The sequence below is a fragment of the Polaribacter sejongensis genome, from assembly GCF_038024065.1.
Lineage (GTDB): Bacteria > Bacteroidota > Bacteroidia > Flavobacteriales > Flavobacteriaceae > Polaribacter > Polaribacter sejongensis.
Window position 1 is genome coordinate 3,559,853 of the sequence record NZ_CP150667.1, and the last position, 25,146, is coordinate 3,584,998.

Genomic DNA, 25,146 nt, shown 5'->3' on the forward strand with positions numbered 1-25,146 from the left:
AAAAATATTTGTTTTGGAAGCTTTCCTTTTGAGGTTAGGTTGTTGCTTGTATATTTTTTTATGCCTTTTTTCTTTTCTGTTGATGAATATTGAATTCTGCGCTAGCGCGAGCGTCCCGCTCGTGCTAATACGACTAACTCTTTGTTAATAATCATACTATTTTAGTCGTTTTGTAACATATTCATGGTGTACGAGCGAGACGCTCGCACCAGCATTGAGAACACTATGCTTTCTATGTACCTAAGTAGTTACCTTTTTACGCTTGGTATAAGTTGCCGGAAATGTAAAATGTCTATTAAAATGTTTAGCCCCGATTGAAGCCTTTCGACTTCGCTCAAGACAAGCTTTATCCTTTTTTGTTTTTTTACAAAAAAGATATAGAGGAAAGCGGAAAATAACTTCAAATAAAAAAAACTCCCAAAAATGAATTTGAGAGTTTTATATGTGTTTCATACTTTTAAAAGTATGATTGAGATACCTAATGCAATCTGCGATTACTACCCAAGGTAAGTCATTAAAATTTTAGATCTAGATGTATGTTTTAATCTTCTAATTGCTTTTTCTTTAATTTGACGAACACGCTCACGAGTTAAATCGAAAGTTTCTCCAATTTCTTCTAAAGTCATTGGTTGGTGCTCACCTAAACCGAAGTATAATTTTACAACATCTGCCTCACGTGGAGTTAATGTTTCTAAGGCTCTGTTAATTTCTATTCTTAAAGATTCGTGTAATAAAACTCTATCTGGGTTTGGAGACTCACCAGAGTTTAAAACGTCGTATAAGTTAGAATCTTCACCTTCAATTAAAGGAGCATCCATAGATACGTGACGACCAGAATTTTTCATAGATTCTTTTACGTCATTCACAGTCATGTCTAATTTCTTAGCAATTTCTTCCGGACTTGGAGGTCTTTCGTTTTCTTGCTCTAAGAAAGCATACATTTTGTTAATTTTATTGATAGAACCAATTTTATTTAACGGTAAACGTACAATTCTAGATTGCTCTGCTAATGCTTGTAAGATAGATTGACGAATCCACCAAACTGCATACGATATAAATTTAAAACCACGTGTTTCATCAAAACGTTTAGCAGCTTTAATTAAACCTAAGTTTCCTTCGTTAATTAAATCGGGTAAAGTTAATCCTTGATTTTGATATTGTTTTGCAACAGATACCACAAATCTTAAATTGGCTTTCGTTAATTTCTCTAAAGCTCTTTGGTCTCCAGCTTTAATAAGCTGTGCCAATTCTACTTCTTCATCTGCAGTAATTAAGTCTACTTTTCCTATTTCTTGTAAATATTTATCTAACGATGCGGTTTCTCTATTAGTAACCTGCTTGGTAATTTTAAGTTGTCTCATCTAATTCTCTATGACTTTTTAAAGGATTAATGTATTGCTACAATCTATTATACGTTGGTATTTAAGAAAATGTTACAAAAAGTTTCATTATTTTTTTAAAAGTATGTTTTTTACCATTCACCGACATAAAATTGCCTGTCAACTTTTTTTTTAATTTAATAGTGACTTCTTTGATTTCTTTGTGTCAAAATAATAACTGAATTGAAAACAATAGACGTTAAAGCTTTAAGCGACGAGGAATTAATCTTTAAAATAGTAGCAACAAACAACACACAATTGTTTGCTGTTTTATATGATCGATTTTCTAAAGTTGTTTATAATAAATGTTATGGTTTTTCTAAAAATAAGGAAGAAGCAGAAGATTTAACACATGATGTTTTTATCAGGTTATTTGTAAAATTAAAAACCTTTAAAGGTAACTCTAAGTTTTCTACTTGGTTATATTCTTTTACGTATAATTTCTGTGTAAATTATGTACAAAGAAATGATTTTAAGAAGAAAGAAAAAGTTACGGTTGTTACAGATAATATACAAGATGATGATCTTTCGCAAGAAATTGATGATTTAACTTTATTTGAGTTAAAATCAGAAAAATTAGCAAAAGCATTGTCTTTAATTGATCCAACAGAAAAGATGATTCTTTTAATGAAATATCAAGATGATATGTCAATTAAAGAAATTAAAGATTTTTTAAACATTGGTGAAAGCGCTGTTAAGATGAGAATTAAAAGAGCGAAACAAAAAGTTGTAAGAACGTATGAAGAGTTATAGTTATGAACAATCCTTTTAAGAAAATTATACACCACCATAGTGTGCCTAAGGTTCTCAAAGAAAAAGTACTAAGCGATATCGGGATGATTAAATTCACTTTAGATATTGCTGATTTATTTTTAGTGAAATATCCAAATACAATTGGCGATTTTTTAAGTAATGATAGTAAGGCTAATCGAAAAAAATGAAAATAATGACCAACAAACTACTAGCAATAAATGCTAATATCGATTTTAGTTTTCTACAAAAACTTTGGGATAATTTTACTGACTTTTTGCCGCAGTTATTAAAAGGAATTATATTTTTAATAATTGGATGGCTTTTAATAAAGTTATTGCTTTACATTATAAAAAAAGCATTGGGTTTTACTAAATTAGATAGCTTACCTGAAAAACTACATGTAGATGAAATTTTTGGAGAATCATCTTTAAAAATTCAACCAACTAAAATAATTATTACCGCTATAAAATGGGTTTTAATTTTAGTTTTTATAATTGTAGGTGCAGAACTTTTAGGCTTAAGAATGGTTTCTGAACAATTAAGTAATTTAATTGGGTATTTACCGAGGTTAATTAGCGCCTTAGTTATTTTTGCAATAGGTATTTATATAGCAAACATACTAAAGAAAACGTTGTTTGCGATGTTTAAGTCTTTAGAATTAACAGGTGGGAATTTAGTAGGTAATATTGCTTTTTATTTATTAGCAATAATAGTTACTGTTACTGCGTTAAACCAAGCAGGAGTTAATACAGATTTAATTACAAGTAACTTATCTATAATTCTCGGAGCAATTTTAGCTTCCTTTACCATTGCTTTTGGATTAGGTTCTAGAGATGTAATAAAAAGACTGTTATTTGGTTATTATACCAGAAAAAACATACAAGAAGGAGATAAAGTAAATGTTAATGACATAGAAGGTGTTGTTGGTATGATAGATAATATTTGTGTAGTGTTAATTACTGAAAAAGGAAAGGTAATTATTCCAATAAAAGAAATAGTAGATAATCAAATAGAAGTATTTAATTGATTACTTTTAAATAATTGGTAGGATGTTGGGGGACAAACTACCAAATTTGTGAAATATCACAAAAAGAAAGAGACCGTTTTTACGGTCTCTTTTACTTTTATAAAAATCTCACAAGGCTTTGTCTCGGAAGTTCTTAAATTTAATATCTTGTTCTAAAAAAGCCCATTTATTTGAGCGTCTATCCTGTCTATTATATAGCCTAAGTCTTCTTGGTTGTCTACAAAATCTAAGTTATCTACATCAATTATTAGTAATTTCCCTTTTGTATAGGTAGATATCCAAGCTTCATAACGCTCGTTTAACCTACTTAAATAATCGATACTAATAGTGTTTTCATAATCTCTACCACGTTTATGAATTTGTCCTACTAAAGTAGAAATGTCTGCACGTAAATAAATTAATAAATCTGGAGGTGTAACCAAATTTTCCATCAACTCAAACAAAGAACTATAATTATTATAGTCTCTATTGGTCATTAGACCCATTGCATGTAAATTAGGTGCAAAAATATGTGCGTCTTCATAAATAGTTCTATCCTGAATGATATTTTCACCAGATTCTCTTAATTCTAAAATCTGACGAAAACGACTATTTAAAAAATAAACTTGTAAATTAAAAGACCAACGCTCCATTTCTGTATAAAAATCGTCTAAATACGGATTTTCATCAACAGACTCAAAATGAGGTTTCCATTTGTAATGTTTGGCTAATAATTTTGTTAGCGTGGTTTTACCAGCGCCTATATTTCCTGCAATTGCAACGTGCATAAATTAAATTCTAATAAGATTAAACAGAGTTGCAAAAATAGGTAAAATAATAAACAGAAAAGGCGAACAGGTTAATTTATAACTAAAATTTATAGTGCTTATCATTTAAAAAATCATAAAACTTTAAGAAATAAAGTTATTTTAAATTTTTTAATTAAACTTTCAGGTTTCTTTTGAGTCTTAATAAATGTAATCCTATTTATTTTATAGATCATTAAACTCAAACACATGAAATCATTATTTACATTCATTCTAGCGCTTGTTTCAATTATTACTTTTGGACAAAAAGATTTTCAGGGGAAAGCTATTTATATGTCTAAAACCTCTATAGACTTAAGCAACTTTGCGCGAGGTGGAGAACAACTTTCTGAAGCAAGAAAGAAACAGCTTCAAGCAAGAATGAAATCTCAGTTAGAAAAAACATTTATTTTAAATTTTGATAAAAGCTCGTCTCTTTATAAAGAAGATGAAAAATTAGAAGCACCAACTACTAGTGGAGGCGGAAGAGGACGAGGATTTGGTGGTTTTACTAGTGGAGGAACTAAGTATAAAAATACCAAAGATAAAGTGGCATTAGAAGCTACCGAGTTTTTTGGTAAAAAGTTTTTAGTTTCTGACGTAATGGAACAACCACAATGGGAGTTAGGCGGAGAAACAAAACAAATAGGTAGTTATCTTTGTTATAAAGCAACATTGCTTAAAGATGCAAACCCTTTAGATTTTTCTAACTTTAGAAGACCAGGAAGAGGTGAGGAAGCAGAAGAAAAATCAGAAGAAGAAAAAGAAGTAAAACAAATATTAGTTACTGCATGGTATACACCACAAATACCTGTAAGCAATGGTCCTGGAGAGTATTGGGGTTTACCTGGTTTAATTTTAGAAATTAGCGAAGGAACTACTACTATTTTATGTACAGAAATTGTATTAAATCCTTCAGAAAAAGAAGCGATAGAAGCACCATCAAAAGGTAAAAAGATTACAAGAGAAAAATACACAGAAACCGTAACTAAAAAAATGGAAGAATTAAGACAAAACTTTCAAAATAGAGGTAGAGGTGGTAACCGTGGTGGCGGACGTAACTAAATTAACAAAAATAATTTTAAATATATAGAATGAAAAAAATAATATTCTTAGCCATTTTTATGGTTACCATTTTTACCAATGCCCAAGTAAAATTAACAGGTATTGTTAAAGATAGTATTGGAGAGCCTTTAGAAATGGCAAATGTTTTAGCTATAGATAAGGTTACCAATAAAATAGCGTCTTACGGATTTACAGATGAAAAAGGTTTCTATAAATTAAATGTAGATAAGAACATTACTGTTTTATTAAAAATAAGTTATGTAGGTATGCAATCTGCAGATTTTACATTAGAAACTAAGTCAGGTGACATTGTTACAAATGTAATGTTAGCTTTTGACAATGCATTAGACGGTATAAATATTGTTTCTAAAATGCCGGTTACTGTAAAAGGAGATACAATTGTGTACAATGCAGATTCTTTTCAGAATGGTAGTGAAAGGAAATTAGAAGATGTACTAAAAAAATTGCCTGGTGTAGAGATAAATGATGATGGTGAAATTGAGGTAGAAGGCAAAACTGTAGAAAAAATAATGATCGATGGTAAAGATTTCTTTGATGGCGATACAAAATTGGCTACTAAAAACATACCATCTAACGCTTTAGATAAAATAGAAGTTTTAAGAAATTATGCAGATGTAAGTCAACTTAGTGGTGTACAAAACAATCAGGATAGAGTTGCTATAAACATTAAGCTAAAAGAAGGTAAAAAGAATTTCTGGTTTGGTGATATAACTGCAGGAGCAGGAGATGCACCAGATGAAACCTTATATTTATTACAACCAAAATTATTTTATTACTCTCCAAAATACACCATTAATGTTATTGGTGATGTTAATAATATGGGAGAAGTTGTTTTAGATAGAGGAGATATTAGAAGCTTTAGTGGTGGTTTTAGAAGTCAAAGTCCGTCTAACGGAACCAACTTAAGTTTGGCAAGTGCAGGTATTGGTTTTTTAACTGCAAATGCTAGAAATGCGAATAGAATAGAGACCAAATTAATGGCTATGAATTTTAGTTATTCGCCAACTACAAAACTAGATTTAAGCGGATTTTTAATATTTTCTAGTAATAGCAACGGACAACAAAATAATGTAGATACAGATTATATAGATGCTGAGACTCCAGATGAATATACCGAGAGCAGAACAGACCAAACAAGTAATACAGGACTAATTAAGTTGAGTGCTGGATATAAGCAAAATGCAAGAAAGCAATTTAATTATGATTTAATTGGTCGTTTTACAAACGAATTTAGAAAAGATGATGTTGTGTCTAATGTTTTAGGTAATATTACAGAAGATGAAAAAGCAACACCTTATACAATCAATCAAAATTTTAGTTATTTCTATACGGCAAATGAAAAAAATATCTTTGCATTAGAAGCAAAACATTTATTACAAGATGAGGATCCTTTTTACGTAGCGTCTTTAGATAAAGATAATTATGTTGATGAGGCAGAAACCTTAGGTTTTACAGAGCCAAGTGCAACTAACGAGTATTATACATTAGAACAAGACAGACGTGTAAAGTCGAATCAATTAGACGTAAAGTTAGATTACTATAATATTTTAAATGATAAGAGTAATTTAAACTTTGTAGTTGGTACCATACAAAGTAAGCAAAATTTTGATTCTAAGTTTTTCCAAGTTTTAGAAGATGGAAGCGAATCTACTCCAACAGGAACTATTCCAGAAGATGATGCTAGATCATTTACAAACGATACAGAATATGGTTTTTCTGATATTTATGCAGGGTTAAGATATCGTTTAAAAGCAGGTATTTTTACTTTTACACCTGGTTTTACATTACATGCATATGATGTTCAAAATACGCAGTATGAGACAGAGATCTTTGAAGATCAATTTCAGAAATTCTTTCCAGAATTATCTATAATCGCACAGTTTAAACAAAGTGAATCTTTACAGTTTTCTTACAAACAAGAAGTTAATTTTACAGATGTAAATCAACTTGCCAAAGGTATTGTAGCAAATAGTTATAGTTCTTTTTATTATGGTAATCACGAGTTAACCAATGCACATTTACATAATGTGAATTTAAATTATTCTAGCTTTAACTTATTTAATTACACAAATGTATTTGCGAGACTTAATTACAAAAAAACGATAGATCAAATTAATTCAAATACAATTTTTGAACCTGGTTCTGTTGTGTCTACAAGTACTTCATTAAATTCACCTTTCGATAATGAGAGTTTTACGGGTTCCGCAAGAGTTGGTAAAACTTTTAATAAGATTAAAACATCATTAGGAGCTAATTATGGTTATAGTAAAACATTTCAGTCTTTAAATGATGAGTTTAATACTAATAAACTATTTTCTCAAAGTTATTCTGCAAGTGTAAGTACCAATTTTAACAAAGCTCCAAATGTGTCTTTAGGGTATAGATTAAGTTTGTCAGACCAAGATAATAGTTCTAGAGATGCCGTTATAAAAGGTGTTACTAATGCACCTTCTATTAGTTTTGACGCTTATGTTTGGAAATCGTTAACGATTCGTTCGGACTTTTCTTACAATGAAGTAAAACAAGATGGAGTAGTTGCAAATACTTTTCAAAGTTTAGATGCTTCTTTTGCCTATAGAAAAGATAAAGATGCAAAATGGGAGTATGAGTTGGTAGGAAGTAACCTTTTAGCTTCTGGTTCTAGAGCTTCTGTAAATACTAGTAATATCGCTTTTACAATAAATGAGACCTTTGTTTTACCAAGGTTTATTAGTCTTAGAGTGAAATATCAATTATAAAATAAGTAGTATTGTTTACTGAAAAAGAGCTCAATTTATTGAGCTCTTTTTCTTTTCTTTCTTTATTTTAGCCGAATGAGTGTAGTAACAAGCAAAACCTTTTTCCCTGCCTTTATAAAAACATTAGGTATCCTTTTTTTCTACATACTTATTGGTCTTTTTATAGACAGTGTTTATGTTACCGGAAATTTTGGAGAGTCTCAATGGGTCGCAAATATTGTTATGGTAATTGTTTTTACGGTAACCTGTTTTAAAGTTTCACCAAGAATTAGAGAACAACTGTTTTACGCAGTTTTATTAGGTTTTTTTGGGGAATATTTGTTTTCTGTAGCAATGGGTATGTATACGTATCGGTTAGAAAATGTGCCTCATTACATCCCTATGGGACATGCCTTAGTATATGCTGGAGTTTTGTTTTTTATGAAAACAGCTTTTACTAAAAATAACCATCAAAAATTAGAGAAAATACTAACAGTTATCATTATACTATATGCTACCTTATTTCTTATTTTTAGAAATGATGTTTTTGGTTTTGTAATGACTGCAGGAACGCTGTTAATCTTGATAAAGAAACCTCGTGAAAGGCTGTTTTATTTAACCATGTATTTAGCAGTTGCGTTCTTAGAAATTGTGGGTACAACCTATGAGTGTTGGTGGTGGCCAGCTACGGCTTGGGGAATCTTTGATTTCTTGCCAAGTCATAATCCTCCAACAGGAATTAGTTTTTTTTACTTTTTACTAGATTTAGGAACTTTATGGTTTTATAAAAAACGACATAAAGCTGCTTGGTTAAGAATGAAAAATATTAGAAAAATTAGACTAAATCTGTCTAAAGCCACAAACTAAAAGTGTTTTTATATCGTTAATTTAAATGATCACTAATTTTCTTATTACATGTCTATAAAAGTAACATCGGTTTCCAAAGTCTATAAAATGCAAAAAGCATTAAATAATGTTTCTTTTTCTGCGGATAAAGGCCAAATAATTGGGTTTTTAGGTCCAAATGGTGCTGGGAAATCTACGATGATGAAAATCTTAACAGGTTTTATAAAACCGAATGAAGGCGAAGTTTTTGTTGATGAAATAAATGTGTTACAAAATCCATTAGAAGCACAAAAATCTATTGGGTATTTGCCAGAGCACAACCCTTTGTATACCGATATGTATGTGCGTGAATATTTACAGTTTCAAGCAACTATTTTTAAGGTTGATAAAAGCCAAATAGAAATTTGTATTGAAAAAGTTGGGTTAACTGCAGAAGCACATAAAAAAACACATCAATTATCTAAAGGATATCAGCAAAGAGTTGGTTTGGCAGCGGCAATTTTACACAACCCAAAAGTGTTAATTTTAGATGAGCCAACAACGGGTTTAGACCCTAATCAATTAGTAGAAATTAGAGCACTTATTAAAGAATTAGGAAAAGATAAAACGGTACTTTTTTCTACCCATATTATGCAAGAAGTAGAAGCGGTTTGCGATCGTGTGATCATCATTAAAAAAGGAGAACTTTTAATTGATAAAAAACTAGCAGAGCTCAAAGAAAATAATCAGCAAGTAATAGAAGTTACGTTTGATTATAAAATAGAAGAGCAATTCATAAAAAGGTTACCAAACGTGGTTTCTTATAAAAATAATTACGACAATACTTGGTTTATCACTTTTGAAAGTGAAGAAGATATGCGACCTGTTATTTTTGATTTTGCACAAGAAAACGGTTTAAAAATTCTTAGCTTAAATACTCAAAACAAGAATTTAGAAACGCTTTTTAGAGAGGTTACCGCTTAAGTTTTTAAGCGATAATTTTATAAAGTTTGTCACTTAGAAGTTATGAGAAGTCACATGACTGTGATTACACAAAACTTTGTAGTTTTATGAGATTTCTCTTTCTGATTGAAATAACAAACTGTAAGTAAAACCTTCAAATTTGTTACTTGTTATGAAAGCTATTTAATTCAGAAATATTATTTAGTCAAATACTCATAAGCTTCCAATAAAGTTGGAAAAACTAAAACACTTCCTGCTTCTTTTAATTCTTCTTCAGAATATTGCGTTGTAATTCCAATAGCAACCATTCCTGCAGCTTTGGCCGCTTTTGTTCCTGTTAAACTATCTTCAAAAACCCAAATATCTTTAAAATCACTTTCTTTAAACCCTAATGTTTCTGCTAATAAAATATATGCTTCAGGAGCAGGTTTTGGTTTTACATAATCTTGCACTCCAAAAACAGTAGTAAAGTTTAAGTTTAAATGATGAATGCTGTTTTTTAAAAACAGTTTAGTGGCGTTACTTGCAATCCCGTAAGGTATTTTTTCTTCGGATAAAAGACTTGTAAACTCTCTAACTCCTGGTAATAACTTAGGGACTTTAAAGTGTGTTTTTATATGTTCATCTTTTAAAAGGAATAATTCTTTAGTACGTTTTTCTTCACCAATAACAGAGCAAAAATATTCAGCAATAATCATTGGTGATTTTCCTGCATGCGTTTTAGGAAACGGAGTAATGTCTTTATCAAATAACTCTTTAAAAGCGGAAGTCCATGCAGAATAATGGCTTTCAAAACTGTATACAATTACGCCATCAAAATCAAATAAAAATCCTTTAGGTAATATCATTAGTTACTTGTTTTTTCGTTGAATATTTCCGTTAAATACGGATTTAAAAATTTGTTAGTTGGATCTAATTCTCTTCTTAAAAGTTTAAAATCTTCCCACTTTGTATACACTTTAGAAAGTTCTGCATCTTTAGCTGTAAAACGTTTTGCCCAATGTGGTTTCCCTCCGTGTTTTAAAAATATTTTTTCAATACTTTTAAAAGCTTCATAGGTATCTGCAGTTGCTGCATTTCTAGAAACACAACCCATTGTAACAGTGTCTTTTTCGTAAGCATAGCTTAACCAAGATTTGTCTTTGTACACAAAACGAACATCCATAGGAATATGAATAAATGATTTGTTACTCCACTTATTTATTTCTGTTTTTAGTTCTTCAAAAACTGTAGGAAAAACATCTAAACCAATCGTCCATTCTGCTAATTCTAAAGTAGATCCTCTAGATTTTGTAACGGTAGCTTGGTATAACGAGCCTTTGTGTTCTTTTGTAGAGCTAAAAAAGCCTCTATATAAAAGTTTGTTTGCAATGGCTGTAATCCAAGGAAAAACGTGTGAATATTTATACAATATTTTAGACGCCGTTCTTCTATGTTTTAAATATTTAGGACCTAAATCTTCTATAACTTCTGTGTTTGGGTCTATTTTATCACCTGTAATAACATATCCTTTATCAGTATGAGGAAGCCACAAAATTCTTAGAAAATCATGTTTTTTTAGGCGTTCATTAATCTTAGGTAACCAAACACTATCATCTTCCGGACCTTCTTTAACATGTAAAGTATAAATAGGTTCGCACTTAAAAGTTATTTCAGAAAACACACCAAAAACTCCCAAAGAAACTCTTATAGCATCAATTAAATCATCTTTGTCTGTAATAATTTTAATAGAGCCATCTGCAAGAACAATACTACATTTGGTCATGTACTCAGAAAGAAGTTTACCACTTGTTCCATGAGTTCCTGTTGCTAAAGCGCCACCAATTGTAATGGTATTAATATCTGGCAAGCAAGGAATACACCAACCTTTTGCTTCCACAGCCTCTAGAAAATCTCCTAAAATTACACCAGATTGCACTGTAATTGTATGTTCAGTGTCATTAGAAGAAATAATTTTGTTATAAGTTCTAATGTCTATTAAGGTTGCGGCTCCAGAAGCAATATCAGCAGAAGATTGTTTATTACCAAAAACACGAATTTTTTTTGATTTTTTGACAACTTCTTGCAACTCTTGTTCTGAAGTAATTTTATAAAGAGATTCGTAATTGTAGGTTAGATTTTCGTTCCAACTTGTCCAAACTCCATTTTTATTTTGTTTCATCTATTTTGTAAAATATTAAACAAAAGTAAGCAATATAATTTTTTTAGAGTATTTAGATCTAATTTAATTTATAAAAAATGCTACCTACTGAATTTTGTTTTTTAAAACTAATCCCCAGAATTTTCCATAGAATTCTTCACTATTTGTTAGATTCTTAATTCCATCAGAAAATAAAGCTATGATTTCTTTTTTTAATTTGGGGTCTTTATCAGTTAAACAATCGTTTTTATTTTCATCTAAGACAATAACTGATGCGTATATGCTTTTTAAATCAACATCGCAATTAGTACATTCATGCCCGCCAGTGACTACATAAAAATAATTTTCTTTTTCTGGAAATAATTTTACCTTTTTCCAAATAAGAAAAGGTGTTCTTTCTCCTTTTATATATAGGTTTTTATCCCAATTTCCAAATTTTTCATACATAGATTTTCGAGTATAAAAAGAAGAATATGTGGCGTAAAATTTCAGCTCATTTGCAAAAATAGAATCTTTATTTTTTACTGTTTTAGATTTAGTAATTTCAAAAGATTTAAATCCGTTTTTATGTATATAATGGTGATTTCCTTTTTTTGAGTAATTGTCAACTATTTCGGGCTTTGGTATATAGATAGAATCAGGATTAGTAAATTCACTTCTATATATATTTGGTTTATAATCTGTAATTTTTAGAGCTGGAGCACAAGTCATAAAAATTAGCATAGAAAATAATGGATATAATTTTCTCATTAGTTTAACTTATATGCAATTTGCTGTGTATCTAAACTTGCTAGCAGCTCGTTGGTTATGTGAACCTTTGTATTTCTACTTGGCAAGCTAATTTCTAGTTTTTCTTTTTCGTCCCAAATAGTGAAATTTAAATTTTGTTTACCAGGTGTCTTCTTTAAAATGGATTCTAAGTTTAAAATAGAATCTTCTTTAATTTCACTTAAAGGAAGTTGAATGGTTACTTTTTTACAGAGTTCATCCATAATATCATGTAGCAATTTCATTTCTAAGAACTTTAACCTAGGTTCACCAACAACTCCTGTTTCTTTATTAGTCCAACCAGGTTGCACGGTAGTACGTATAAATAAAAATTGATTAGGTACTAGGAAGTGCTGCATTCTTAGGTAATCTTCTCCAAAAATCCTAAATTCATTACTATCACCATAATCTTCAACCGTAAACATTGCCCAACCTTTTCCTGCTTTAGAAACTCTGTGTTGTACATCGGTAACAATTCCTGCAAAAGCTAAATTCATATTTACAAATTTTGCTAAATCGGCTTTAAAGTATTTTAAAGAAGCGTTGCAGAATTTTATTTCATTTTTAAAATCATCTAAAGGATGTGCCGAAATATAAATACCAATTACTTCTTTTTCTTGTTGCAATAATTCCATGGTTCCCCAAGTTTCACATTCTGGAATGTCTGGTTCTGGAAACTGCACAGTAGAAGCTTCTCCGAACATAGAAACCTGAGCAGAGTTTTCGTTTTCTTGATATTTATGTCCAAATTTCATGGCACGTTCTAAAAACGTCATTCCTTTTTCATCGGTAGCAAAATATTGCGCTCTGTGAGTATCTGTAAAAGAATCGAAAGCACCAGCTTTTATCAAACTATCAAAAGATTTTTTATTGGCAGCTCTTAAATCTACCCGTTTAGATAAATCAAAAATTGAATTATAATTTCCATTCTCTTCTCTCTCTTTAATAATAGCTCTCACTGCTCCGGCTCCAACACCTTTTACTGCTGCCATTCCAAAACGAACAGCACCTTCATTATTTACAGAGAATTTTAAAAATGATTCATTTAAATCTGGTCCAAAAACCTGTAACTCCATTCGCTTACATTCTTCCATAAAGAAAGAAACAGCTTTAATATCTTTCATATTATTAGAAAGTACAGAAGCCATATATTCTGCAGGGTAATGTGCTTTTAAATACGCTGTTTGATAAGCGATCCATGCATAACACGTAGAGTGAGATTTGTTAAAGGCGTAACTAGCAAAGGCTTCCCAATCCTTCCAGATTTTCTCTAATTTTTCTGGATCATGTCCTTTTGCAGCAGCTTGCTCTACAAACTTTGGTTTCATTTTATCTAGAACCGCAATTTGTTTTTTACCCATTGCCTTACGTAAAACATCGGCTTCACCTTTGGTAAAATCTGCTAGTTTTTGTGATAAAAGCATTACTTGCTCTTGGTATACTGTAATTCCGTAGGTTTCTGCCAAATACTCTTCCATGGCAGGTAAATCGTACTCAATATCTTCAGTTCCGTGTTTTCTATTGATAAAAGACGGAATGTATTCCATCGGACCAGGACGATATAATGCATTCATGGCAATTAAATCGGCAAAAACAGTCGGTTTTAAAGAACGCATGTGTTTCTGCATTCCTGGAGATTCATACTGGAAAATACCTACCGTTTCTCCTCGCTGGAACAATTCATATGTTTTTACATCATCTAAAGGAAACGTCTCTGGATCTAAAGTAATATCATGTCTTGCTTTTACAATTTTAACAGTGTCTTTAATTAAAGTCAGTGTTTTTAATCCCAAGAAATCCATTTTTAACAAACCTGCGTCTTCCACTACAGAGTTATCAAACTGGGTAACATACATATCGGAATCCTTTGCCAAAGCAACCGGAACATAATTGGTAATATCCCCAGGCGTAATAATTACACCACAGGCATGAATACCGGTATTTCTAACAGAGCCCTCTAAAATGGTGGCTTTGTTTATCGTTTCGGAAACCAAGTCGTTTCCGTAAGACATTTGTTTTAATTCTTCTATAAGAACTTTTTCTTCTGCACGTAAACCATCAACTTTACCTTTACTTTTAGCATCATCGCCAAAAATATTTTTTAGTTTAATTCCCGGAATTAATTTTGCAATTCTATCGGCTTCAAACAGCGGTAAATCTAAAACTCTGGCAGTATCTCTAATAGAAGATTTTGCCGCCATGGTTCCGTACGTAATAATCTGAGCAACTTGGTTTGCACCATATTTATCAATTACATAGTCCATTACACGTCCACGCCCTTCATCATCAAAATCAATATCAATATCGGGCATCGATACACGTTCTGGATTTAAGAAACGCTCAAAAAGTAAATCGTATTTAATAGGATCTATATTTGTAATCCAAAGACAATAGGCAACTACGGAACCCGCAGCAGAACCACGCCCAGGTCCCACGGCAACATCCATTCTTCTTGCTGCTCTAATAAAGTCTTCTACAATTAAGAAATACCCAGGATATCCCGTTTTTTCAATAACCTCTAATTCAAAATCTAAACGTTCTTTAATAGATTCTGTAATTTCTCCATATCGTTTTTTTGCACCTTCAAAAGTTAAGTGTTTTAAGAAATTGTTCTCTCCACGTTTTCCATTATCTTTTTCATCTTCCGGATCCTTAAATTCTTCTCCAATATTAAAAGCAGGTAATAAAACGTCTCTTGCAAGTGTAAATATTTCTACTTTATCTACAATTTCTTGAATGTTGCTTATGGCTTCCGGAATATCTGCAAACAACTTTTTCATTTCGTCCGTAGACTTAAAATAATACTCGTCGTTAGGTAAACCGTATCTATAACCACGCCCTTTACCAATAGGTGTCGATTGCTTTTCGCCATCTTTTACACATAATAAAATATCATGTGCGTTGGCGTCTTTCTTTTCTAAGTAAAATGTATTATTGGTGGCAATAATTTTTACATCATGCTTTTTAGAGAACTTTAATAAAGTTTCATTTACAATTTTTTCATCCTGTTGGTCATGACGCATCAACTCAATATACAAGTCGTCGTTAAATTGTTCTTTCCACCAGATTAACGCTTCCTCAGCTTGTTTTTCTCCTAGATTTAAAATTTTACTAGGAACCTCACCATATAAATTTCCTGTTAAAACAATAATATCTTCCTTGTATCTTTCTACAAGTTCTTTATCAATTCTTGGTACATAATAAAAACCATCTACAAAGGCTGCAGAAGACATTTTTGCTAAATTGTGATATCCGTTTTTATTTTTTGCTAATAAAACAACCTGATACCCGTTGTCTTTTTGCGATTTATTTTTATGATCTTCACAGATATTAAACTCACAACCAATAATTGGTTTCATGGGAGTTTCTGCCGTTTTATTATGGTTTAAAACAGCATTCACAAAGTGAAAAGCACCCATCATGTTTGCAGTATCTGTCATAGCAACTGCCGGCATATTGTCTTTTGCTGCAGCTTTTACAATATTACCCAATTGCATGGTAGATTGTAAAACAGAATATTGTGTGTGATTGTGTAAATGCGAAAATTGTACGTTTTCTAACTCTGCTAAACCATCTGAAGTAGACTTAGTTGTTGCAGTACCTTTTAATTTTTCTAAACGTTGGCGAATTATATCGCTTTCCTTTTTTAGGTTGATGTGTTTTAAACCAATTACCTGAATCGGTTTTGGGTTCGCCTCAGAGAAATTTTTAAAATAATCATCATCTACATCTAATTGCTCTTTGGTATATTCTCTTAAACGAATTAACTCTAAAAAACAACGAGTTGTAGCCTCAACATCGGCAGTTGCGTTGTGCGCTTCACCAAAACCAACACCAAATAAATGATTGTGTAATTCTGTTAAGGTTGGTAGTTTAAATTTACCACCACGACCCCCAGGAATCTGACAGATAGTAGCCGTTTTCTCTGTACAGGTATCTAAAATTGGTAATGAATTTAAATTGTTTTCTACACCCAATCTATGGAATTCACATCCCATAATATTTAAATCGAAATTTAAATTCTGACCAACAATAAACTTCGTTTTAGCTAATGCTTCATTAAATAAAACCAAACCTTCACTTAAAGGAATACCTTGTTCCGCTGCTAATTCTGTAGAAATACCATGAATTCTTTCTGCATCGTACGGAATATTAAAGTTGTCTGGTTGTATTAGAAAATCGTTATGTTCTAACACATTTCCCATCTCATCGTGGAGTTGCCATGCAATTTGAATACACCTAGGCCAGTTGTCCGTATCTGTAATAGGAGCATTCCAACTTTTAGGTAAACCAGTAGTTTCAGTATCAAAAATTAAGTACATAAATCTGTGTAAATGTTGAAGCGTTTAACTATTTAAAAGAACATGTAAAAATAGAAAATTGTTCTTACAAATGACGGATGAGTTCGTTTTGTTTATCAACAAATTTTCTCTTAGGCTAGTGCTCGTTTGTAACTGGTTTCGTATCAGAAATTAGTACTTAATTACACTAGTTATAACCGAGGGAAAGAATATGTCTGTTTTTTTGGGCGTGCCCATTTTTTAATACACCAAGTTAGTAGGATAAATTTTTGTCTTAAAAATGGTCAGGCTATCCGTTGCAAGTCCGCGTTCGTACCTCACTGTGGGATTGGAGTTAATCTTGAGCGAAGTCGAAAGGCTGCTATCCTTCACGCTGAGGTTGTTTGTAATTAATATGGTTATATAAAAAAGTCTTTGATTTCACTCATTACAAACGAGCGTTAGTGTGTGTGTTTATTTCGATATTCTTACTTTATAAAAGCATCAAGTTTGTCACATTAGTTTTCTATTGTAAAAAAGTAGACCCTTCAGGTTTTTAAAACCTGAAGGGTCTTTTCGCTTACTTTTATAAAATTAAGAAGGCAGATGAAATTATTTACTAATGCTTGTAAGTAACAAGTCTGAGCATAAAAAAGCCAATCCATTTAAGGATTGGCTTTTTAAACTGTTTCATAAAAATATGAATAATAGATTTATAACCTATTTATATTTTATGATTAGGCTAACTCTTCTTTCACCATCAGTAAATTAATAGCAGCTTGAATTTTTTGTTGCTGCTCTTCTAGCATTTTTTTTGTGGAAGGAGCAAAAACATCATCTAGTAATATTTCTTTATACTCTTCTAAATTTGCTTTTTCACCTCTAATAGATTCTTCTAAAATTGCCTCTTCATCATTTGAGCTAAATAGCGATTTTAGAGTCATCCAATTTCGGTGCATTGTTCCTTTAAAAGAACCATCATCTTCTGGTATTTGTCCGTGTACAAGAATTTCTGTTCTAAGTTCTTTTGCAAACTGACTTCTTTCTGAGGCTCTATTTTTAAAGAAAATCTTTAATTTGGGACTTTCTACATTTTCTGCAGCGTTTAGATATCCTTTTTCGGCATCATAATTTTTCTCTAATAATTCGTTTAATTTGTTCGAAATTTTTTCTGTGTACTTCATGTTGTCATTTTCATTTTAAAATTCCAATAGCTTGTTTTAAGATGTGTATTGTTTAGCATCTGATACAAAACTATAAAATATTAGAGAGAGTCATGAGTCCATAAGATTTTGATTTTAACTCATTTGATTTTGTGTAGTGATATTTTGTTTTTTCTACGACTGGGGAAATCATAAATATTTTGTTCGTTGTGTTGTTATCATTGTTGTGTTATCACTGTTATGCGACTTCTCTCTGCGCTCGAAGTGACAAGTTTGTGGAGCATGAGTGTCTGCGTTAGGGATAGAGCGGTCTATTTGAGCTCTCCCACATTTTTTGTGGGAAGCGAGTAGCGAAAGCCCGACCCTTGTGGTAACGCCCTAAAAAATATTGATATTTAGCGTTTTAGTTTAAAAAAGGTTTTGTACTTTTGCGCCCACTTACTACGAGATAGTGAGATTTTTAATAATCAAGGTCGAGAACCTTAACAAATTAACAAATTATGTCTGTAAAGATTAGATTACAAAGACACGGTAAAAAAGGGAAACCATTCTATTGGATCGTTGCCGCTGATGCTCGTGCAAAAAGAGATGGTAAATACTTAGAAAAAATTGGTACTTACAATCCTAACGTTAACCCTGCAATTATTGATTTAGATGTAGATTTAGCTGTAACTTGGTTACAAAATGGTGCACAACCAACTGATACTGCAAAAAACATTTTATCTTATAAAGGTGCAATGTTAAAGAATCATTTAGCTGGTGGTGTAAGAAAAGGTGCTTTAACTCAAGAGCAAGCAGATGCAAAATTTGCAGCGTGGGTAGAGGCAAAAGCTACTAAGATTTCTGATAAAGAAGCTGGTTTATCTAAAGCACAATCTGAGGCGAAAGCAGCAGCATTGGCAGCAGAAAAAGCAGTAAATGAAGCAAGAATTGAAGCAGCTAAACCAGTTGTTGAAGAAGTAGCAGAAGAGGTTGTTGCTGAAGCTGAAGAGGCTCCAGAAACTATTGATGATGCAGCAGCAAAAGCAGCAGAATAAATTATAAATTATTACGAAGATGCGTAAAGAAGATTGTTTTTATTTAGGCAAAATCGTTACAAAATATAGTTTTAAAGGTGAAGTTGTTATCAAATTAGATACCGACGAGCCTGAGTTGTATACAGAAATGGAATCAGTTTATGTCGAATTCGGCACAAACTTGGTTCCATTTTTTATTGATAAAAGTTCACTACATAAAGGGAATCAGTTACGTGTTCAGTTTGAGGATGTTTATTCTGATGAGGAAGCAGATTCTATCTTAAAATGTGGTGTTTATTTACCAAATACAATGTTGCCAGAATTAACGGGCGATAAATTTTACTATCATGAAGTAATCGGTTTTACAGTTGTTGATGCTAATTTTGGAGAAGTTGGACAAATTGTTCATATAAACGATAAAGCAGCGCAACCACTTTTTGAAATTGACAGAGAAGGAACAGAAATTTTTATTCCGATGGTAGATGATTTTATCAAAAAAGTAGATAGAGAGAACAAAACAATACAGGTAGATACTCCAGAAGGATTAATTGAGTTGTATTTGTCTTAAAATAAAGAGAGGTGTCTGAGTGGTCGAAAGAGCTACCTTGGAAAGGTAGTGTACTGGTAACGGTACCGAGGGTTCGAATCCCTTCCTCTCTACTGAAAAATTAAAAAACCCTATAAGCAAATTGTTTATAGGGTTTTTTCGGTTTTAATATTTTATATACCTATTATTTGTCTAAATTTTAGGTGTGTGAAATTTGTGCTAAGATTAAAGAAATATAGTAGTTAATAAACTTCATTAAATTAATCTACAGATATTAAATATCTGCACCTTATTTTTTAAAAAGTGTGTTCATTTTTTTATTCTTATTGTAATGTAAGAATGAAAATGTATACAGCCATTTTTTTACTCTTTACTTTTTTTTGATAATAAATATATAAAATATAAAGATATCGTAATTTGTTACCTATGATTTTAAGTAATTAAAAAAATAAGTGCAAATTAAAAAGATATTACTAATATTTGTTAAAGAATATAATACACTTCTTAATACATAGTTTTAAAAGATTTTTTTGAAGTTTTTTTATTAAAAAGCATTCAAGTCTATCTAAATACTTTTAAGGTTTGTCGTGTTGTTGTGAAAATTACTATTTAAAAAGTAGGGAATCTCTTGTAAACATTGTATAAACGAGTAGTTTATTGTGCTTTTTGTATCTAAAAAAAAATACATATAAATCTATATTTTTGAGTAAAATGTCCATACCAAAAATAAACTACTGAACTAATTTTAACGAAATATTAATAATTATTATAACGATTAACTAAAAATTATTTTAACTAAACTATTTAAAATGGAAAAACTTAAACTCTTATTAATTGCCTTTATTATAGGTTTTTCATCTTTAACATTTGCACAAGATTCTGTATCTGGTGTTGTAACAGATGAACAAAACCAACCAATTCCGGGAGTTAGTGTCTTTATTAAAGGGACCACTATTGGAACAACTACAGATTTTGATGGTGAATATCAAATCAAAGCGAGTAAAAGTAATGTTATTGTCTTTTCTTATTTAGGCTTTAAAACGTTAGAAATTACTTATAACGGACAATCACCTTTAACAGTTCAATTAAAGGAAGATACTGCAACATTAGAAGAAATTGTAGTAGTAGGTTATGGTTCTGTTAAAAGGTCTGACTTAACAGGTGCTGTTTCATCTATAGGAGCATCTGAATTAACAGAACAGAAGAAAACAGATATTGGGCAAGCTGTTAAAGGACAAGTTGCTGGGGTAGATGTTAGATCGCTTAGCAATAAACCAGGTGCACCTCTTAGTATTAGAATTAGAGGTAATACTGCTATTAGAAATGATGCATATGTTGGTCGTGACGGAGCAAGTGATGATCCTACTTTGGATAGAACAAAACCATTATATGTGGTAGATGGTATTTTCTTTGAAGATATAAATATTTTAAATCCAGCAGATATTCAACAAATGGATATTTTGAAGGATGCATCTGCAACGGCTATATATGGTTCTCGTGGAGCAAACGGTGTAGTTATTATAACAACCAAAAATGGTGTAGAAGGAAAAACAGTTTTTACATATGAGGCAACAATGGGGTTTAGAACTGTAGCAAATGAGCCAGATTTTTTTACAGGTGATGAATATGTAGCTTTTGTAGATGATGTTATAAGAAGTAGAGAGTTTGGAAAATTATTTAATTCAGGAACGCCTACTGTAGCAGATTATAATAATATAGATGTGTCTTCTTTTATAAACACAGAAATAAGAACAACAAATGAAGAAGCTAGTAATGTAGCTAACAGACGTTATACAAACTGGATAAAAGATTATCAAAAAACAGGCTTGCAAACGAGTCATAATTTTGGGATGTCTGGTGGAACAAATGGTTTGGTATATAGTGCTAGTTTAGGGTATTTAAGTGATGAAGGTGTTATAGGTATAGAAGCTTATGAACGTTATAATTTAAGCCTTTCACTTTCTAAAAGAGTGTCTGATAAGTTAACTGTAGGCTTAAAATCTTATTTGGCTTTTTCTGAAAGAGAAGAAGGAAGTAGAGAATTATATAGAAGTACACAACGTTTAGCACCAACAGTAAACTCTCGTGATACAGATGGTAATCTTATTTTATTTCCAGATGATCAAGATACCCGTTTTACAAATCCTTATTACGATGCAAATGGAGAATGGACTGTAAATACAAAATCTTTAGATGTTATAGCAAATGTGTTTGTAAACTATAAGCCTACAGATTGGGTTAGTTTTAAAACGCAATTTGCACCAAATATTAAAACGACCAGATTTGGAGAGTTTAGAGGTTTGTACACTAAAGCTGCTCGTAATGATCCTAGTAGAATACAATCACACTATGATACTTATTTTAATACATCTTATAGTTGGGATAATATTGTTGATTTTAATTTTGATGTTGCAAAAGGTCACAATCTTAAAGCAACACTTATTTCTTCATTGTATTATAACCAAAGAGAGAATGGGAAAATAGAAACTAGAAATTTTGATACCAATGAATATTTGTTTTATAATACAGAATCTGGTACAGATATAAGAGATTATGATACTGAATATGTTAAAGAATCATTAGCGTCTTTTGCAGGAAGAATAAATTACAGCATTAATGATAAGTATCTTTTTACTTTTTCTGGAAGGTATGATGGTTCTTCTAAATTAGCAACAGATAATAAATGGGCATTCTTTCCATCAGCAGCTTTTGCTTGGAAAATATCAGATGAAGATTTTATACACAATACAGATTGGTTAAGTAACTTAAAATTACGTTTAAGTTATGGTGAAGCAGGTAATGATACTTCTGTTAGTGCATATGATTCTCTTGCTTTTTTAAGTAATAATGATTATTTATTTGGAGAATCTGCAGCAAACGGTGTTAGTGTATCTGGTTTACCTAATAGTAATTTAACTTGGGAACGTACAAAAGAATTTAATATTGGTTTAGATTTTGGTATTATACAAAATAGAGTAGCATTGTCTTTAGAACTTTATAATAAAAAAACAGTGGGTAGTATTTTTGGAAGAACATTATCTCCTATTTCTGGTTTTAGTGCTGCAATTGGTAATTTTGGTTCTGTAAGAAATAGTGGTATAGAAATTACTTTAAATACAAGAAATATTCAAACAGATAACTTTAGCTGGAGAACTAGTTTTAATTTTGCTAAAAACAAGAATGAGATTCTTGAATTAGATGGAGATTTAGATTTATTGCCTTACGAAGATCATGGTGTTTTACAGGTAGGACAACCAGCTGATGCTATTTGGAGTTACCAAAGAGATGGTATTTGGCAATTAGATGAAATTGCAGAAGCAGATGTTTATGGTCAAGATCCAGGACAACGTAAATATGTAGATCAAAATAATGATGGTGTATTAAATGATGAAGATAAAGTTGTCTTAGGTCAATTATCTCCAGATTGGACGGCGGGTCTTACAAATACATTTACGTATAAAAATTTAGATCTTTCAATTCAAGCCTATACAAGACAAGGTAGTTATGGTCATTCAGAATTTAATTCACTATCTGTGCCATGGAATGGTGATGATGCTACTTTTAATAAAGTTGATTTAGATTATTGGACACCTAATAACCCAGATTCAGAAAATCCAGCTTTAGAATATGGTGCAAATGGAGATTACTATACAGATTTCGATTTTGTTCGTATTGGTAATATTGGTTTAGGATATCAATTTTCTGATAAGATGTTAGATAAATTACAAATGTCGAGTTTACGTTTATCAGTAAATATTCAAAACCCATTTACATTTACAGATTATGAAGGTTCAGATCCAGAAACAGGACTTCAAAACAATTATAATGGAGGATATTTGACTAAAACAGTATTATTCGGTCTTAAATTATCTTATTAATTTTAAACTATATAAAAGATGAAAATTTTAAAAAACATAAAATATTCAATAGGTATACTAAGTTGTATAATGCTATTAAATGCTTGTGAAAGCTATATTGAAGAGAAGATATACTCAGATATAACAAGCGAAAACTTTATTACCGAAGATACTGCAGATCAATTAGTGGTAGGTGTTTATACTCAAGTGCGTTCGGTTTATAAAAATTACGGTTATAAATTTCAAGGTACTGATATCTTTACTAATCAAAATGATGTAACTGCTACGAGTTCTGCTAATGACTATGTTGGTTTTACGGCTCCAAACACTAACAGCGTTTGGTCTAATAATTACGATGTTATTGCAAAGTCTAATACAGCAATTAATCGTTATGAAAACCAAATAGATTGGAGTACTCCAAGATTAGCAGATAAAGCTTATGGTATTGCGCAAGCGAAAGGATTAAGAGCATTAGCTTTTTTTAATTTAGTACAACAATTTGGAGGTGTAGTATTAGATTTAGAAGAGCCACAAACTATTCGTTCAGATTATACGCGTTCTACAGAAGAAGAAACGTATACACTTATAATAGAAGAATTAGAAGCGGCAATTCCAGATTTAGAAGTTGCTCCAGAAGCAGGACGTTTTTCTAAAAGAGCTGCGCAACACTTATTAGCAGAGGTATATTTAACTAGAGCGTATAAATCTTATGGTTTAAGTACAGATTTTGCAACTGCAGCAGCTTTAGCAGAATCAGCAATAGGTTCTTATGATATTAGAAGTCAGTCTTTTGCTCAGGTTTTTGATTTTAATAATCAAGTAAATGATGAGGTTTTATTTGCAGCACAATGGGGATCAGAAGGTATTACAGCAGATAAAAATAATAATAAGCATGCGCTTTTTATGTATCAAGTTTTTAACTTACCAGGTATATCTAGAGTTAATTCTTATGGGTTAAAAAGTGGAAGTGATATGCCAACACCATTTTTCTATTCTTTATTTGCAGATAATGATTCTAGAGAAGATGTTACTATACATCGTGCTCTTATTGCAAATGAAGATGAAACAGGAGGTATAGCGCCTATATCTGTTGGTGATACTATTGTTTATTTTCCAAAAGTAGCATTAAGTGCGGCAGAATTAGCAGATCATTTAGATCGTCATTGGGTATATCAACCAGATCAATATGGCTTTGGTAGACCAACAGATGTTCCTGGGACCACTTTCTTATATTCTGAAAATACAGAATTTACAAACTTTCCAATTTTTAAGAAATTTGATGATCAAGATTTTAGTGAGGATGGAGAGGGATCTCGTGATACTTTTATCTTTAGAGTAGCAGGAACACATTTAATAGCTGCAGAAGCATATTTAGGAGCTAATAATTTAGCATCAGCATTAAATCATATTAACATAGTTAGAGAGCGTGCTACAGGAGTTGCTAACGAATATACCTCTATAACTATAGATGATATTTTAAATGAACGAGCATTAGAACTTGCGGCTGAAGATGATAGATGGGCTGTTTTAAAAAGAACAGGTAAATTAGAAGAAAGAATTAAACTTTATAATCCGGCAGTAATAGATCATGGCGCTTTTGATGCTAGTATTCATTTATTACGTCCAATTCCAGATCAAGAATTAACACTTTCTCCTGATACTATGGTGCAAAATCCTGGATACTAATAACAGTATAAAAATAAGTTTGTTTTGAGCTGGTTTTGAAATATGGACAGGTATAAAAGTTACCTGTCTATACTTCAATAAGTAGTTAAAATAAAAAATACTATAAACTTATTTCTTAAGAAGAAGTAAATCTTTAATCAATTTTAATTGATGT

The 25,146-nt window shown here is 31.2% G+C and carries 17 protein-coding genes and 1 tRNA gene; 11 read left to right on the top strand and 7 right to left on the bottom strand.

The window, feature by feature from the left end:
- Positions 1–497 precede the first annotated feature (497 nt).
- Positions 498–1,361, bottom strand: coding sequence for a sigma-70 family RNA polymerase sigma factor (locus tag WHD08_RS14625; RefSeq protein ID WP_015482077.1), 864 nt, complete (start codon positions 1,359–1,361; stop codon positions 498–500).
- A 201-nt stretch (positions 1,362–1,562) separates the two neighbouring features.
- On the opposite strand from WHD08_RS14625, the gene WHD08_RS14630 reads away from it, so the two are divergent.
- Complete coding sequence (locus tag WHD08_RS14630) at positions 1,563–2,132, top strand: RNA polymerase sigma factor (RefSeq protein ID WP_165732051.1); 570 nt, start codon at positions 1,563–1,565, stop codon at positions 2,130–2,132.
- 184 nt (positions 2,133–2,316) lie between these two features.
- Positions 2,317–3,159, top strand: coding sequence for a mechanosensitive ion channel family protein (locus tag WHD08_RS14635; protein ID WP_208890313.1), 843 nt, complete (start codon positions 2,317–2,319; stop codon positions 3,157–3,159).
- A 152-nt stretch (positions 3,160–3,311) separates the two neighbouring features.
- Here the strand turns inward: WHD08_RS14635 and WHD08_RS14640 are convergent, their stop codons facing one another.
- Complete coding sequence (locus WHD08_RS14640) at positions 3,312–3,926, bottom strand: deoxynucleoside kinase (RefSeq protein WP_165732055.1); 615 nt, start codon at positions 3,924–3,926, stop codon at positions 3,312–3,314.
- Between the two features lie 228 nt (positions 3,927–4,154).
- Here WHD08_RS14640 and WHD08_RS14645 point away from each other — a divergent pair, with 228 nt between their 5' ends.
- The 4 genes from WHD08_RS14645 to gldA all read left to right on the top strand — a co-directional run bounded on the left by WHD08_RS14645 (position 4,155) and on the right by gldA (position 9,556).
- Entirely contained in the window at positions 4,155–5,009 is an 855-nt protein-coding gene (locus WHD08_RS14645) for a GLPGLI family protein (RefSeq protein WP_165732057.1), read from the top strand.
- Positions 5,010–5,038: 29 nt separating this feature from the next.
- Positions 5,039–7,768, top strand: coding sequence for an outer membrane beta-barrel protein (locus WHD08_RS14650; protein ID WP_208890312.1), 2,730 nt, complete (start codon positions 5,039–5,041; stop codon positions 7,766–7,768).
- A gap of 75 nt (positions 7,769–7,843) precedes the next feature.
- Positions 7,844–8,614, top strand: a complete 771-nt coding sequence (locus WHD08_RS14655) for a hypothetical protein (protein WP_208890311.1) — start codon at positions 7,844–7,846, stop codon at positions 8,612–8,614.
- Between the two features lie 48 nt (positions 8,615–8,662).
- Positions 8,663–9,556 carry a gliding motility-associated ABC transporter ATP-binding subunit GldA gene (gene gldA, locus WHD08_RS14660; protein ID WP_208890310.1) on the top strand — a complete coding sequence of 298 codons (894 nt, stop codon included), beginning with the start codon at positions 8,663–8,665 and terminating at the stop codon, positions 9,554–9,556.
- Between the two features lie 176 nt (positions 9,557–9,732).
- Here the strand turns inward: gldA and WHD08_RS14665 are convergent, their stop codons facing one another.
- From WHD08_RS14665 to WHD08_RS14685, 5 genes are all read right to left on the bottom strand, one after another.
- Positions 9,733–10,383, bottom strand: a complete 651-nt coding sequence (locus tag WHD08_RS14665) for an HAD family hydrolase (protein WP_244183301.1) — start codon at positions 10,381–10,383, stop codon at positions 9,733–9,735.
- Positions 10,383–11,696, bottom strand: a complete 1,314-nt coding sequence (locus WHD08_RS14670) for a D-arabinono-1,4-lactone oxidase (protein WP_208890309.1) — start codon at positions 11,694–11,696, stop codon at positions 10,383–10,385. Before WHD08_RS14670 ends, WHD08_RS14665 begins: the two co-directional genes overlap by 1 nt.
- Positions 11,697–11,780: 84 nt before the next feature.
- On the bottom strand, positions 11,781–12,425 hold the full coding sequence (locus WHD08_RS14675) for a hypothetical protein (protein ID WP_208890308.1): 645 nt from the start codon (positions 12,423–12,425) through the stop codon (positions 11,781–11,783).
- On the bottom strand, positions 12,425–16,765 hold the full coding sequence (dnaE, locus tag WHD08_RS14680) for a DNA polymerase III subunit alpha (RefSeq protein ID WP_208890307.1): 4,341 nt from the start codon (positions 16,763–16,765) through the stop codon (positions 12,425–12,427). The genes WHD08_RS14675 and dnaE overlap by 1 nt, the downstream gene beginning before the upstream one ends.
- Before the next feature lie 695 nt (positions 16,766–17,460).
- On the bottom strand, positions 17,461–17,907 hold the full coding sequence (locus WHD08_RS14685) for a ferritin-like domain-containing protein (RefSeq protein WP_208890306.1): 447 nt from the start codon (positions 17,905–17,907) through the stop codon (positions 17,461–17,463).
- Between the two features lie 479 nt (positions 17,908–18,386).
- Here WHD08_RS14685 and WHD08_RS14690 point away from each other — a divergent pair, with 479 nt between their 5' ends.
- The 5 genes from WHD08_RS14690 (at position 18,387) to WHD08_RS14710 (ending at position 24,992) form a co-directional block, all read left to right on the top strand.
- Complete coding sequence (locus WHD08_RS14690) at positions 18,387–18,923, top strand: 30S ribosomal protein S16 (RefSeq protein WP_165732072.1); 537 nt, start codon at positions 18,387–18,389, stop codon at positions 18,921–18,923.
- Positions 18,924–18,942: 19 nt separating this feature from the next.
- Positions 18,943–19,470, top strand: a complete 528-nt coding sequence (gene rimM / locus WHD08_RS14695) for a ribosome maturation factor RimM (protein ID WP_165732073.1) — start codon at positions 18,943–18,945, stop codon at positions 19,468–19,470.
- Between the two features lie 5 nt (positions 19,471–19,475).
- Positions 19,476–19,562, top strand: a tRNA-Ser gene (locus tag WHD08_RS14700).
- Between the two features lie 696 nt (positions 19,563–20,258).
- A complete protein-coding gene (locus WHD08_RS14705; RefSeq protein ID WP_208890305.1) occupies positions 20,259–23,327 on the top strand; it encodes a SusC/RagA family TonB-linked outer membrane protein in 3,069 nt (1,022 codons plus the stop codon).
- A gap of 18 nt (positions 23,328–23,345) precedes the next feature.
- Positions 23,346–24,992, top strand: coding sequence for a RagB/SusD family nutrient uptake outer membrane protein (locus WHD08_RS14710; RefSeq protein WP_165732077.1), 1,647 nt, complete (start codon positions 23,346–23,348; stop codon positions 24,990–24,992).
- Positions 24,993–25,146 lie beyond the last annotated feature (154 nt).